We start from the raw sequence: 13,495 nt of genomic DNA on the forward strand, positions 1-13,495 counted from the left end.
AAACTAATCTCCCATCGCCCGGTACAGGGTTTGTACTCGACCTTCGTTTAAATGTAATACCGAGCGCGCTCTCATTTCTACCTCGCCCCACTGAATCATCGCAACCAGCTGAAAATACTCACTACTCACGGTCAGTTCCGGCAACTCACCTTCTAATTCCGACCTCACTCCCGAAAGCTCAGCCAACTCAGCGAGTTCCTCATCGGATTCGTAGCCTTGAGGCGGCCGGTTATTCAACAAAGCCATAGCATCAGCAAGTGCTAGCTTACCTTCGGTAACCCCGGTTAAAACCGCAGCCTGATCCTGTTCCAGAGTATTAATATTAATTTTTAAGTCTGTCTCATTGGGAATAACGCAAGCAACAGAGTTTAAAGAATTGACAACTTTAGCGCTGTATCCACGCACCATTCTTAGTTCACTCATCTCAAGTAGTTGACTGTTTGCGGCCAAATAAGGCTTAGGTAGACTCTCGTAATCAGGGTCTTCGGCACCGTTACTGCCCGACAACTGACTGTCTTCATCCAGCCAGTCTACCAGACTGTCGGTTAAAATTTCGGCCTGATAGTTATCAATTTCCAGTGCTTCCAGCAGCGCTTTGTATTGTCGTTTGCGCTTTTCCAGAGTTCCGGGATCTTCTGCATCGGTAACCAGGCTATTAAGGTTAAAGCAACTGTATAAATCCCTGACTTTCGCGGCAATCTGCCCACCTTCTACCGGAAAAGGTCCGCTGCGCTGAGCCCAGTTTTGCTCTTTGTGCGCAACTCCATCGTTCTCTTCCAGCTCAGTTTGCAGCACTTCTTTTAGCACATCCTCTGCGCTTAACCACATCCAGTAGCTTTGTTCAGCTTGCTGCAAGTTGCCCATACGGGTTATTTGCAACTGCAGTTTGCCGCCTAAATTCACTGCAATAACCGACACAATAGCAATAACCAGCAAGACGGTTATCAGTGCCGCTCCGGCTTGTGATGACTTACGCGGGCTAATTGGCACGTTGCAGCCCTCCGCTATTACTTTCCACTTGCTGTCCTACTGCGGCTATCAAAAACACGCGTCTGATGGTGCCAAAGTTTTTGCTACGAATGGTCACTTCAACGGCTTGAGGCAAATCACCTGCGCTTTCCCAGTTGTCGCTCCAGCCTTGTTCTAACCCCTGATTCGCGTTACTCACGCCATCACTGCGGTAAAACCGAAAAGACAGTTCTTCAACGCCTTCTAATAAGGTCTGAACGGATGGCTCTGAGGAGCGATCGTTAACGAAAGTCTCGGTTACCCGTTGCAAATTCCCATCCCATAAACGGTAAACTACCGGCTGCAATTCGCTGCGGGGCATCATGTTACCGGGGTTATCAAAACCACTTCTGACAAAGGCCAGCACACCGCCGTCAGAATCGAAGTAACTCGGATCATTACTCAGGTATTGATGAGTCACTTCGACACCCGATGGTCGTGTTGGTTTAGCGACCATTTGCCGAATATCCTGCTGTATCAGCAACTGGCTAAACTGCAAACGTTCCAGTTGCTCGCGCTGTTTTTGAGATTGCTCTTCGGTATTGACCATTTGGTTCAGAACCTGAAAGCTGGCAATACCGATAATGGCAAATATCACCATGGTCACCAGCACTTCTACTAAGGTAAAACCCTTGTTTGCGGAGTTAACGACCATTGCTCGTTCCTCCCGCTGAATCCGGTTTACGCACATAGCGGGTTAGCCGAAAGTGCTCACGACCGTCCTCGTTTTTCATCACTTTCACCGTCACTGCAACAACATTCGGCGTGACGGTTTCAGTCACTTGTTGCTGCCAGTACCAGGTAACATCGGCCTGTTCCTGCTGGCCGCTCCGTTTATCTTCAAGTGGCCACTTTTGTTCAAGCGACAATTCTGCGAGGCGGTTAGAAGCTACGTACTGAGCAAAGGTTTTATCCTGCAAAGCACTTAACCCGGTCAGATGCCCACTAGCGGCCTGTAGTGCAGCAAGTGCCGCCAGACTGAACACCGACAAGGCAACCATCACTTCAATTAAGGTAAAGCCACGCACCCACCGCATAGTTACTCCGGAGCCTCGGCAGAAATACTGACTTGCCAGCTGTTTTCAGCAATAAGCCAACGTTCAGCATCGGGGTCGTTTAAATGCTCAATATGAACTTCAAATAGTGTCATTTCACCACTAGGTAGAATCAGAATATCGGGAATGATGCTGTCTTCGTCACTTTCCTCAGCAAACAACCCGCTACTCAGCGATTCGTTTTGTTCCAATATCTTCAGCCCCCGGCTAGTAAACTGCCAGCGTAGTGGCCATTCTGTTTCCTGCGCCCGCAAACCACGAGCGTTTTGTTCGCGCCATTGCTCATCTTTCCAGAATAAGAAACGATAGCCATCTTCTTGAAACTTTAATCCGAGAGGTTGTTGTCGAACCATGGCGTATTCGCGTGCATAGTTTAGCTGTTGACGTAAACTCACGGCCGCATTTTGAGGAGAGTCCTGCCCACGATCACCACCGGGCAGTGTAAACATGACAGCGCTGGCGATGAGACCAAGAATGGCCATCACCAGCATGACTTCAATTAAAGTAAAACCAACTGAACAACGCTTATTGATCACGATTGTTGTTGCCAATCATCCAGTTGCCAAAATCATCATCTGTTCCGGGCTGACCGTCCGGGCCCGGGGAAAAAATATCAACATCATCGTACTGACCCGGGTTCAGGAGTAAATAGTCATTGCCGTAAGGATCCTGCGGTAAACGACGAATATAACCGCCGCTGCGGTAGCTGCGAGGCTGCGGATCCATGTTCGGTTCATTGACTAAAGCCTCAAGTCCCTGCTCGGTCGTTGGAAACATACCGTTGTCTAAGTGATACTGAGCCAGTGCGTTTTCTAAAGCGACAATATCGGCTATCACTTTTTGCTCGTTGGCCTTTTCCTGATTACCCAGTACATTTGGTAACACCATAGTGGCCAAAATACCGATAATGGCAATAACCACCATTACTTCGACCAATGAAAAACCTTGTTGATTACGTCTCATACCTAAAGCCCTACACTATTATTTAATTGTAAAATGGGTTGAATGATAGACAGCACAATAAAGAAGACGATACCTGCCATCGTCACTATCAACACCGGCTCAAATACTTTTAAGCTGACCGACACCAAGTTTTCAAATTCTTTGTCCTGATTATCGGCTGAACGTTTTAACATTTGTTCCAGTTCACCGGACTTCTCACCTGCCGCTATCATGTGCAGCATCATTGGTGGGAACAACCCCGTTTCCTGCAACGCACCGCGCATTGACGCCCCTTCGCGAACGCGTCCGGCCGCTTCATCTACCGCCTGGCGTATGGCCAAATTACCGATAACTGATGAAGTAATACGTAGTCCATCAAGCAAAGGAACCGCCGAGGACGTCAGTATACTTAAAGTCCGGGCAAAACGGGCGGTACTCACACCTCTTATGACCTTACCCAGCATGGGAAGTTTTAACAGCCTTCGATGATATTTCAGGCGGTTCTTTTCATTTCTCAACCACTGGTTAAAGGCCACCAGTACCAAAGCAATACCAATAAGTAACCACAGCCCCCAGTTTTGCAAGAATTCACTAATGGCTATCATCGCCAGAGTGGTTGGCGGCAAGTCCTGGCCCATGGTTGAAAAGTTATCCACTATTTGCGGCACAATAGAAACCAACAGAAAAACCACAATGCCAATGGCAACCAAAGTCAGCATAAGCGGATAAATTAGCGCCTGAGTCAACTGGCTTTTCATGTGCTGCCGCTGCTCGGTATAGTTTGCCAGCTCATCCAGTACGGTGTCTAAATGGCCGGATTTTTCACCTGCAGCGACCATTGCGGTATATAAAGAATCAAAAACACCGGGAAACTCCGACATAGCTTCGGCAAGGCCATAACCTTCAACCACTTTACTGCGTACCGACATCAGTAACTTTTTCAGGCGCGGCTTTTCGGTTTGATCAGCAACCGCTAACAATGCCTGCTCAATGGGCAACGCTGAACCTACTAAGGTGGATAACTGACGGGTAATTAATGCCAAGTCCTGCGCTTTAACCTTACGCTGTGGAAGCCCAAATCGGGGCTGTAAGGTTTTCTTTCTGTCTTGATCAGCGGCAGGTTCAATGGTTAAAGGCATTAAGCCTTTTTCACGCAATAACTGACGTACCTGTCGCTCAGTATCGGCTTCCAGTACACCTTTTTTCTTTCTGCCATTAGCTTCAACGGCTTGGTACTCAAATGCTGCCACCCTCTACTCCTCGCGGGTAACCCGCAGCACTTCTTCCAGCGTTGTTTTGCCTTTCAGTACTTTTGCTAAGCCGTCCTGGCGAATACCTGGGGTCGACTGCCGAATATACTTTTCAATAGACTGCTCACCGTGACCGTTATGGACTAACTCACGTACGTGGTCATCCACCAGCAGCAGTTCGTGAATACCGGTTCGTCCACGATAACCGGTGTGATTGCATCGTTCACAACTCCCTGCACGATAAATCACACTCGTATCTGAAGCATCAAGGCCCAGCATATTCTTTTCTTCGTCATCAGGCTGGTGCGGCTGTTTGCACTCGCTACAGAGTGTCCGCACCAGGCGCTGTGATAACACCGCCAATAAGCTCGATGAAAGCAGGAAAGGTTCTACGCCCATGTCTTCCAGACGAGTAATAGCGCCGGCGGCTGTATTGGTGTGCAATGTAGACAAGACCAGGTGACCGGTGAGCGACGCCTGCACAGCAATCTGCGCGGTTTCGACATCACGTATCTCACCAACCATCACTACGTCCGGGTCCTGGCGCAAAATAGCGCGTAAGCCGCGGGCGAAGGTCATATCCACCCGAGGGTTAACCTGAGTCTGCCCAATGCCATCAATGGCGTATTCTATAGGGTCTTCGACGGTCAGAATATTACGGTCTTTAGAATTAATTTCGCTAAGCCCGGCATACAACGTCGTACTTTTACCTGAGCCCGTCGGGCCGGTTACCAAAATAATGCCGTGGGGTTTGTAAATCAGTTCCTGGAAAATTTTTCGGTTCCCGTCAGTCATTCCCAGTTCAGTCAAGTTAAGCCTTGCGTTGTTCTTATCCAGCAAACGCAGTACCACCCGCTCGCCATGATTAGACGGCATGGTAGAAACCCGTACATCCACTGCCCGACCGGCAATCAACAAAGAAATACGACCATCCTGTGGAACACGCTTTTCGGCGATATCCAGCTGCGCCATTACTTTTATGCGCGACACCAGCAGCGATGACAACTTACGGTTTGGTCGTAACACTTCACGTAAAACACCATCTATGCGAAAACGTATAAGCAAAGCTTTCTCAAAAGTCTCAATATGAATATCTGAGGCGCCTTCTTTTATCGCTTCACTCAACATCGCATTAATTAGCTTAATAATAGGCGCGTCGTCTTCGCTTTCGAGCAAATCTTCGGTCTGCGGCAGCTCATCAGCAAGAGAGAATAAATCGGACTCATTGCCAATGTCTTCCATTAACTGCTGGGCTTCCGATGAGTCTCGTTGATAAGCACGAGTTAACAGGCTTTCAAAGTCGCTTGCGGCATGCTCCTGAAGAGTGACAGGTTGACCCAACGCGCGCCTAACTTCTTTTAACGCAGCAGCCGAAATACCTGCACGGCAATGCAAAATTAACGGCTCACCCTGCTCAACCACCACGCCAAAGCGTTTAGCAAAGCTGAAAGGAAGGCGAGCTGTTGCAATGGCACTGGCTTCAGTCATTTTGCTGCTCTTCATTTTGTTCGCCGATTTCTTTATCGCTTTCTTCGCTATTCTTCTTGTCGCTCTTCTCGCTACCTTGTTTTTTCAGATATTCGTCAAAGCCCGGCGGTAACGTCAGTTCACTGTCCCAGTCGTTAAGCAACGGTGAATCCTCAGAAGGCATTAGAGAGATACCGCGCGAACGTTCATCCAATTGCAGTGCCCGCATATAATTGTACTTTGCCGAACTTAACTCACGCATACGGTTACCGTCACGGACTATGGTTGGACGGATAAAAACCATCAGGTTGCGCTTTTGTTTAGAGGTTGACGTAGAGCTGAATAATTTACCTAAAATTGGTATGTCGCCTAATAAAGGAACTTTAGAGACCGACTCCTGCACGTCTTCGTCAATTAGACCGCCCAGTACAATGGTCTCGCCGTCGTCAGCCATAACCGTGGTTTTCAGTTCCCGCTTATTAATAATCACGTCAACCGCAGTGGCACCGCTTAAACTGGACACTTCCTGTTCTATCGTCATTTGCACGGCGTCCCCCTCGTTAATTTGAGGCGTTACCTTTAACTTAATACCTATCTCGGTGCGATCAACCGTCTGAAAAGGGTTGTCATTGTTATCCCCCGTAGTAGAGCCACTAATCGTAGGGACTTCCTGACCGACCAGGAAGCTCGCTTCTTCGTTGTCGACGGTAACAATACTTGGCGTGGCCAGAATATTTGAGCGAGTATCCTGAGTAACGGCCTGAACCACCGCTGCCCAGTCGTTCTGAATGGTGCCGAACATCATGCCGTTTACCGAGCCCAGTAAATTCGCCAGCAACGAGACATCACCAGGCTCATCCGGTTCTGTCGTCGTCACCTCGACTCCTCCATCTGTTATCCGGGTCGTCGTTGTACCTTCCCTTTCACGTGCTTGATAAGCACCCGCGGCCAAACTCCCGATAGGTACCTGATTACCATTATTATATTGAACCATACCGCCGTCTTCACTGATCCACTGCACGCCAAAGTCAACGTTATCGCCTTCCATAATTTCGACAATAATAGCTTCAACCTGAACCTGAGCACGGCGAATGTCTAAGTCCCTAATCACTTTTTCCAGCGACGCCAGCATGTCTTTTTGAGCGGTAATGACCACCGAGTTTGTCGGCTCATGCGGGCTGATACTGACCGTTTCATCACCTCCGGTACGACGGCGCTGAGTTGCATTACCGGTACCGGACTGTTGCTCGACTTCGGCCTGAATAGAACGGCTGACATCTTTCAACACCTCAACTACTTCAGGTGCTTTCGCATATTTTAAGTAGAAAACACGAGTGTTACCTTCGGTTTTTAAGTCCTGATCAAGCTGTTTAATCAACTTAACGACGCGGGCACGGGCACGGGGCTCACCGCTAACAATAACGCTATTACTGCGCTCATCAGCAACAATTTTAGGAATAAGTAACGCCGGTACGCCTTCATTATTTTTCTCGAACAGCGACTGAGCTATACGAACAATTTCACTGGCTGACGCATACTCCAGACTAATCATATCAACATCTTGATCGCCAGCCCGATCCACCCGCTCAATAATCTCTACTAAACGCTGCACGGTTTCAGCGCGCCCGGTCATCATGATCACATTTGATGGGTCATAACTGACGACCATACCGCCACCGCTTTGGTCATTTAGCTGACGCAATAAAGGAGCAAGCTCCCTTACGGAGACATTCTCTACCGGCACAACCCGGGTCACCATTGTGTCGCCCAGCATTTTTGTGTCACTACCAATAACAGGCAACGAAGAGGTTTTTGCGTCTTTATCACGAATGACTTTCAGGACACCGGACTCCATTTCAACAGTGGCAAATCCGTAGACCTCAAGAACATTAAGAAAAAACTGATAGTACTGCTCTTCATCCATCACATCATAGCTGCGCACATCTATTTTGCCCCGCACGTTAGGGTCGATAATGATGGTTTTACCTAAGTTTCGGCCGACAACCTGAATAAACTCGTTAATATCAGTATTTTTAAAACTGGCGGCATATTCTTCGCTGCTTAATGGTGAACTCATCAGTGTTAATGCCAAACCGAGAGCTCCCAACCATGCTTTTAAGCCACTCTTTGCCACTGTCATATCAATTATCCTGTTTTACCGGTAGCTCAAACGACAGTTCCATCCTTTCACCGCCGCGCTCAATTTCTATGGTGACTCGCTCTTGTTCCGACAGTTCCTGACTAGCAAGCATGGCCTGCTCCATGTCGGTCAAATCGTAGCCGTTAATAGCCACTGCAAGATCACCATTCTGGAATCCAGCATCCCGAAATAACTCGGGGTTCTTGCCTGAATTCAGTTTGTATCCTTTTAACTCGCCATTAATTTGTACTGGCGAAATATTCACGTAATCGAGTAACGACGAAGGATTATCAGCAACCTGGGCCAACTGTTGTTCAACAGTCGCATCATCATTAACCGGATTGCTGTCATCACTATCGACAGGTACCAGCGCACCAGAGTTATCTGAGTCACCTACAATTAAAGACAGTGCAGGCCTGTCCTCACCAATGTCTTCCATTTTCAACGTTTCTAATCGGCCGTTATTATCAAGAATAACGCGATCGGCATGAATCTCTTCTACAGTCACCGATGAACTGCCCAGGCTCTCACCAATAATGTAGGTTTGTTGCTTGCTGCCTTGCTGAATAATAGCTGCTGAACGTTCAGGGTTAGAGCTGGCAGAGACGCCTATCAGACGGACGTTTAATGATGTTTTCGGCGCATTTTGAACGCTTTTAGGACGGTTCCCCCGCTCTGCTGCTCCGAAAAGATTCAGCGTCGTTAAAGTCTCTAAATTCATCGAGCCAGTTGCAGTAGAATCAACCGTAACTATAGGTAACACCGCGCTGTCGTCGGGCTCTGCAGGGTTAATCAGTGACCAGGTAAACCGAGCCAGCAATACCGCAACCAAAAACCATGCGAAAGCCGTTAGCGCTTGCATTAAGCGGCGCCACATTTGAGTATCTTTAAATATTTGTTGGAGTCGGGCAGTCACTTTATTCTTATTCTTGTTACACTGACAAAAGGCGATTCATGCATTCTAGCGCAGGCGACATGAGTCAACAATCGGTTAACACAAAGTTTATAACGAATTCGTTGCGGTTTTATGACAAAAACTCGAAAAGAAAGTCCCATTCGTCTGGATAAATGGCTGTGGGCTGCAAGATTCTACAAAACCAGAGCACTTGCCCGACAAATGATTCAGTCAGGCAAAGTACATTATGATGGGCAGCGTAGCAAGCCTTCTAAGGTTGTTCAGCTTGGCGCTATTATCACTTTGCGTCAGGGCTTCGATACAAAAGAAGTTGAAGTCATGGAATTAAGTGAACAACGCCGCGGTGCCAGCGAGGCGCAATTACTCTATAGGGAAACCCCTGAGAGCATAGAAAAGCGCGAAAAAAATGCGGAAGCAAGAAAGCTTAATGCGTTGTATAATCCGCACCCGGATGGACGGCCAGACAAAAAGCAGCGCCGTCAACTTATCAGAATGAAAGACAGCGGTGAGTAAACCGCTTGTTGTCGATAAACAGGAGTGCCCATGGAATACCCAACTGATCAATTGTCACGCTACACCTTTGAAGAGCACGATGTGCGGGGTGAGCTCGTTCAATTGACCAGCAGCTACCAAACTTTGCTCCGTGGCCATGACTATCCTGCGCCAGTTCAGGAGTTGCTTGGGCAAATGATGGCTGCAGTATCATTATTAACTGCCACTTTAAAATTTGAAGGTCATATTGCAGTGCAACTTCAGGGCGATGGACCACTTAACTTTATAGCAGTTAATGGCAACCATAATCAGGAACTTCGGGGTATAGCCCGGTTAAGAGCCGAAATTGACAGCGCTGATTTGCAATCAATGATAGGCAAAGGCCAACTCATTATAACCCTGACTCCCGATACCGGTGAGCGTTATCAGGGCGTTGTCAGTGCCAGCGCCGATTCAATTGCAGCCATGCTGGAAGACTATTTTGAACAGTCAGAACAGCTACACACTCGGGTCTGGCTGCACGCCGACGGCGAACATGCAGCAGGAATGCTGTTACAGCGCCTGCCTGCAACCGGCATGGACTTAACCGGGTTCGAACATCTGGCCACTTTAACCAACACCATTACAGCCAAAGAAATTTTCACACTACCGGCTGAAGAGCTATTGCATCGTCTTTATCATGAAGAGCAAGTGCATCTGTATCCGTCACAGGAAGTCACTTTTGTTTGCGGCTGTTCACGTGAGCGCACGCTGGAGGCACTGGCCTCAGTAAGCCCGGAAGAAATTCAGGAAATTTTAGCCGAGGAAGGCGAAATTATGATGACCTGTGATTACTGCCTGACCGAGTACCGTTTTAGCCCCTCAGACTTTAATTAATAGATAAAGAAAAGCCTGCTCAATTAGCAGGCTTTCTCGTTTAAAACTATTTTTTCTTCTTCAGAAACTTCATCAAGCGTCTGCGTTTTCGCTGCTGCGACAAAGTAAGTTGGTTTTTCTTACCTTCATAAGGGTTAACCGGTTCACGGAATTCTACTTTTATTGGCGTACCCATAACGCCCAGAGATTTCCGGAAGTAGTTAATTAAATAGCGCTGATAAGCCCCCGGTAAATCCTTTACCTGGTTGCCGTGAATAATAATACGTGGTGGATTATAGCCACCTGCGTGCGCATATTTAAGTTTCACCCGGCGACCGCTTACCAGTGGCGGCTGATGCTCTTCCTGCGCCATTTCCATTATTTTCGTCAGCTTAGAGGTACTAATGCGTTGCGTTGCGCTGGCATAAGCCTCTTCAACCGACTCAAATAAATGACCAACACCTGTACCGTGCAGCGCTGAAATAAAATGCAAACGGGCGAAGTCAACGAAGCCTAAGCGTCTATCCAGCTCGCGCTTTATCTCTTCTTTGTGGTCGTTTTGCAAACCATCCCACTTATTCACCGCAATAACAATTGAACGACCGGCATTTAATGCAAAGCCAATTAAGTTGAGATCCTGATCACTAATGGTTTCACGTGCATCAACCACAATAAGGACAACGTTTGCGTCCTCAATTGCCTGCAGGGTCTTAACCACCGAAAACTTCTCGATAGCCTCACCAATACGCCCACGACGACGGACTCCTGCGGTATCAATCAGAACATATTCCCGCTCGTTCCGCTGCATAGGAATATACACGGAATCGCGAGTAGTGCCTGGCATGTCATAAACGACAACCCGCTCTTCACCTAATATGCGATTGATTAAAGTTGATTTACCGACGTTCGGACGACCAACAATAGCCAGTTTAAGTGGCAGCTTATCGTAGTCAATTTCATCATGCTCCAGCTCTTCAGAGGCAACGTCCTTGGGCACGATAACATCGGGGTATTCTTCCGCTATTGGCTTAAAGCAAATTTCCAGTAACTGCTCAACACCACGGCCATGAGCCGCCGCAATACCGTAAAGTTCGCCTAAAGATAACGAATAGAAGTCGGCCATTGCCGAATGGGCATCAATACCGTCAATTTTGTTACAGACCAGGTAAACTTTCTTATTCTGCTTACGCAAATGGTCAGCAATGGCTTGATCACCAACGGTAACACCGTCACGCGCGTCCACCATGAAAAGAACCACATCGGCTTCGTCAACAGCAAGCAGCGACTGCTTTGCCATTTCTTCGTCAATGCCTTCTTCATCACCATGAATACCACCGGTATCAATAACAATAAATTGATAACCGTCGTAATTTGCCTGACCGTATTTACGATCCCGGGTTAACCCGGGAAAGTCCGCTACCAGTGCGTCGCGAGTTCGCGTTAAACGATTAAAAAGCGTGGATTTCCCCACATTTGGGCGCCCGACGAGCGCGACAACAGGTAACATCTCTTATTCATTTCCTGATTGAGTATCGAGCGCGATGATATCACCGTCCCGAGTTTGTACATACATAATGTTGTTATCCACGACAGGAGCAACATAGACTCCATCGCCGCCAACGTCGTAACGACCAACAATGTTGCCGGTTTCACTGTCCAGCCAATGCAAGTAGCCATCAAAGTCACCAACAACAATATTACCGCGATGCCATGCGGGCGCGCTTAGCTTACGCCCAAACAGCTCGGTGTTACTCCAACGCTCAATACCACCGCTCTGGTCAAGTGAGTAAACGTGGCTGTTCACATCGGTTAAGAAAATTCGGCCACTAGTCACCAACATGTTTTCAAATGCTTTGTAGTCGCGTTTCCAGCGTACTTCGCCACTCATGAGTTCAAGCGCGACCAGCTCTCCGTTAAACGCAACCATATACAGGGTAGTTCCCTGCGTAGCGGGTTTTGCGTCAACGTCGGCTAAACGTTCCAGTTCTGTACTTCCACTGGGCTTACCAATAGGCTGACTCCAGGCTTGCTGCCCACTGTCTGCAATTAGTACCATACCAGAACCGTTGCTATCACCAACGACAACACCACCACTAATAATCGCCGGAGCGGAGGCACCACGAACAGTCAGCATGGGTGTCTGATATTCATATTCCCATTGCTCTTCACCGGTTTCGGCGTCCAGACTAATAACTTTCCCACCACCAGTGTGAACGACGACACGGCCTTCGCCGACGGCTGGGTCTGACATGACCTCGTTGTTCACCTCGGTATGCCAAACAAGATCGCCAGTTTCAGCATCCAGAGCAACAACATCACCATTTTCAGTGCCCAAAAAGACACGATCATACTGAGCAACTAAGCCACCAGATATGCGCGCCGGGAAAGGGCTAGCAAATAAGCCGCTGAACCAACCTTCATCCGTAGCTTCATCAAATGTAATACGCTGACGCAAATCAATTCGCCAAAGGCGTTCACCTGTGGACTTATCAAATGCGCTGACGATGCCATTTCGGTCGGCGGCGAAAACCTTGCCATATTCAACCACAGGATTCAGTCGGGAGAAGTGCTCACCTATACCGCTTCCAACTGAGGCGTCCCATAAAACTTTTGCTTGTACTTGCTCGGAAATAGGCTGAAGTACAGCAAACTTAGGCTCTTCATCATCGTCGCCGAATATAGAGCAACCACTAACAAGAACTGCAGCAGTCAATAACAAACTGCCTTTGGTAAAGCGTTTAATCAATTGCATTATGACTTAACCAGGCTGTTGAGTTTCATTTGCAGCGCCGGAGTCAATGACTCACCAGCCTGCAATGCGCGTTCGTATGCGGCACGAGCTTCTTCGGTATTACCCTGCTCAGCCAAAATGTCGCCTTCAAGCTCTGCGGCAAAGCCCGCATAAGCTTCTGGCAACGGTTTCTTAACCAGACTTAAAGCAGCGTCAAGCTGTTCCTGAGCAATTAATACCCGAGCTAACCGGATACTGGCTAAGGCCGACATGTTTTCGTCTTCAGCGCTGTCGACTACCGACTGTAACGCAGTAACCGCTGTTGCTAAGTCAGCGCGCTCCACCGAGTGCTGAGCCAACTGCAAAGCCACCAACTGCGCGTAAACATTTTTGGGGTTCTCGCTGACAAACTCTTGCGCTTCCAGTACCGCGTTCTCGCTACCTTCAGAGAGTTCGGCCGTCAATTGCTCGTAATTTGCTGAAGCACGCTGCTGAGTTTCCAGCGTATGCTGGTCATAATAACGCCAGCCATAAAACAAACCAAAGCCAATAACCACGCCGGCAACAATACCTTTACCGTGTTCTTTCCAAAACTCTTTTAAACGTTCTACTTGTTGTTCTTCGGTATTATCCACCTGA

Annotated in this window: 14 protein-coding genes; 2 read left to right on the forward strand and 12 right to left on the reverse strand. The window is 48.1% G+C overall.

The window, feature by feature from the left end:
* Nucleotides 1-3 precede the first annotated feature (3 nt).
* The 9 genes from gspK to gspC are packed head-to-tail and all read right to left on the reverse strand — an operon-like array spanning nt 4 to nt 8,739.
* On the reverse strand, nt 4-990 hold the full coding sequence (gene gspK, locus IL_RS10375) for a type II secretion system minor pseudopilin GspK (RefSeq protein ID WP_011235247.1): 987 nt from the start codon (nt 988-990) through the stop codon (nt 4-6).
* Nucleotides 980-1,663, reverse strand: a complete 684-nt coding sequence (gene gspJ / locus IL_RS10380) for a type II secretion system minor pseudopilin GspJ (RefSeq protein ID WP_011235248.1) — start codon at nt 1,661-1,663, stop codon at nt 980-982. Before gspJ ends, gspK begins: the two co-directional genes overlap by 11 nt.
* Nucleotides 1,653-2,045 carry a type II secretion system minor pseudopilin GspI gene (gene gspI / locus IL_RS10385; RefSeq protein ID WP_011235249.1) on the reverse strand — a complete coding sequence of 131 codons (393 nt, stop codon included), beginning with the start codon at nt 2,043-2,045 and terminating at the stop codon, nt 1,653-1,655. The genes gspJ and gspI overlap by 11 nt, the downstream gene beginning before the upstream one ends.
* Nucleotides 2,046-2,047: 2 nt before the next feature.
* A complete protein-coding gene (gene gspH, locus IL_RS10390; RefSeq protein ID WP_231378587.1) occupies nt 2,048-2,614 on the reverse strand; it encodes a type II secretion system minor pseudopilin GspH in 567 nt (188 codons plus the stop codon).
* Nucleotides 2,589-3,026, reverse strand: a complete 438-nt coding sequence (gene gspG / locus IL_RS10395) for a type II secretion system major pseudopilin GspG (protein ID WP_011235251.1) — start codon at nt 3,024-3,026, stop codon at nt 2,589-2,591. Before gspG ends, gspH begins: the two co-directional genes overlap by 26 nt.
* A gap of 2 nt (nt 3,027-3,028) precedes the next feature.
* A complete protein-coding gene (gene gspF, locus IL_RS10400; RefSeq protein WP_011235252.1) occupies nt 3,029-4,255 on the reverse strand; it encodes a type II secretion system inner membrane protein GspF in 1,227 nt (408 codons plus the stop codon).
* A gap of 3 nt (nt 4,256-4,258) precedes the next feature.
* A complete protein-coding gene (gene gspE / locus IL_RS10405; RefSeq protein ID WP_011235253.1) occupies nt 4,259-5,743 on the reverse strand; it encodes a type II secretion system ATPase GspE in 1,485 nt (494 codons plus the stop codon).
* Nucleotides 5,736-7,862 (reverse strand): type II secretion system secretin GspD, encoded by a 2,127-nt coding sequence (gene gspD, locus IL_RS10410; RefSeq protein ID WP_011235254.1) that lies wholly within the window; start codon nt 7,860-7,862, stop codon nt 5,736-5,738. Before gspD ends, gspE begins: the two co-directional genes overlap by 8 nt.
* A gap of 1 nt (nt 7,863) precedes the next feature.
* Nucleotides 7,864-8,739 carry a type II secretion system protein GspC gene (gene gspC / locus IL_RS10415; protein WP_011235255.1) on the reverse strand — a complete coding sequence of 292 codons (876 nt, stop codon included), beginning with the start codon at nt 8,737-8,739 and terminating at the stop codon, nt 7,864-7,866.
* A 150-nt stretch (nt 8,740-8,889) separates the two neighbouring features.
* On the opposite strand from gspC, the gene hslR reads away from it, so the two are divergent.
* Nucleotides 8,890-9,291 carry a ribosome-associated heat shock protein Hsp15 gene (hslR, locus tag IL_RS10420; protein ID WP_011235256.1) on the forward strand — a complete coding sequence of 134 codons (402 nt, stop codon included), beginning with the start codon at nt 8,890-8,892 and terminating at the stop codon, nt 9,289-9,291.
* A gap of 30 nt (nt 9,292-9,321) precedes the next feature.
* A complete protein-coding gene (gene hslO / locus IL_RS10425; protein ID WP_011235257.1) occupies nt 9,322-10,146 on the forward strand; it encodes an Hsp33 family molecular chaperone HslO in 825 nt (274 codons plus the stop codon).
* A 46-nt stretch (nt 10,147-10,192) separates the two neighbouring features.
* On the opposite strand, the gene der is transcribed toward hslO, so the two are convergent.
* The 3 genes from der to IL_RS10440 are packed head-to-tail and all read right to left on the reverse strand — an operon-like array spanning nt 10,193 to nt 13,491.
* Nucleotides 10,193-11,632 (reverse strand): ribosome biogenesis GTPase Der, encoded by a 1,440-nt coding sequence (der, locus tag IL_RS10430; RefSeq protein WP_011235258.1) that lies wholly within the window; start codon nt 11,630-11,632, stop codon nt 10,193-10,195.
* A 3-nt stretch (nt 11,633-11,635) separates the two neighbouring features.
* Complete coding sequence (gene bamB / locus IL_RS10435; RefSeq protein WP_011235259.1) at nt 11,636-12,877, reverse strand: outer membrane protein assembly factor BamB; 1,242 nt, start codon at nt 12,875-12,877, stop codon at nt 11,636-11,638.
* Nucleotides 12,877-13,491 carry a YfgM family protein gene (locus IL_RS10440; RefSeq protein ID WP_011235260.1) on the reverse strand — a complete coding sequence of 205 codons (615 nt, stop codon included), beginning with the start codon at nt 13,489-13,491 and terminating at the stop codon, nt 12,877-12,879. Before IL_RS10440 ends, bamB begins: the two co-directional genes overlap by 1 nt.
* Nucleotides 13,492-13,495: the final 4 nt, after the last annotated feature.

Source organism: Idiomarina loihiensis L2TR (assembly GCF_000008465.1).
Lineage (GTDB): Bacteria > Pseudomonadota > Gammaproteobacteria > Enterobacterales > Alteromonadaceae > Idiomarina > Idiomarina loihiensis.